General features: G+C 59.9%; 1 protein-coding gene. It reads left to right on the top strand.

Annotation, left to right across the window (positions count from 1 at the left end; all coding sequences use genetic code 11):
- Positions 1 to 24: 24 nt before the first annotated feature.
- Positions 25 to 544: aldehyde dehydrogenase family protein (locus SM447_RS29810; protein ID WP_474576193.1), on the top strand; the 520-nt coding region annotated here is incomplete at its 3' end.

Here is a 544-nt window from a genome sequence, read left to right on the forward strand (position 1 = left end):
TGGAACGCGCCGGTGACGCTTTTGGTGCGTTCTGTCGCCCCCGCCCTAGCCGCCGGATGTACGGTGGTGGTGAAACCCGCCGTGCAAACGCCCCTGACAAATGCGCTTGTCATGCAGTGCTTTGCCGAAACGGAGTTGCTGCCAAAGGGCGCCGTGAACTCGGTCAATGAAAACGGGTATGAGGTGGGCGAGGTTCTGTCCTCGCATGACGAGATCGACGTGATCTCGTTCACCGGTTCCACGCGGACCGGCTCGGTGATCATGGGCAACGCATCGCGCACAATCAAACAAGTCTCTTTGGAACTTGGCGGCAAAGCCCCTGCCCTTGTTTTCGACGACGCGGACATCGACGCTTCGGTCGCCGAGATTGCCCGCGGGGCGATGGCGCTGAACGGGCAAATGTGCACCGCGATCAGCCGCGTCCTTGTTGACGCCCGCGTGTACGACAAAGTGAAATCCGCTTTGAAACAAACACTTGCGTCGCTCAAGATCGGAAACCCATTGCAGACAGGCATGCAGCTTGGCCCCCTGATCGACCGAGCCA

The sequence above is a fragment of the Micromonospora aridisoli genome (assembly GCF_056150025.1).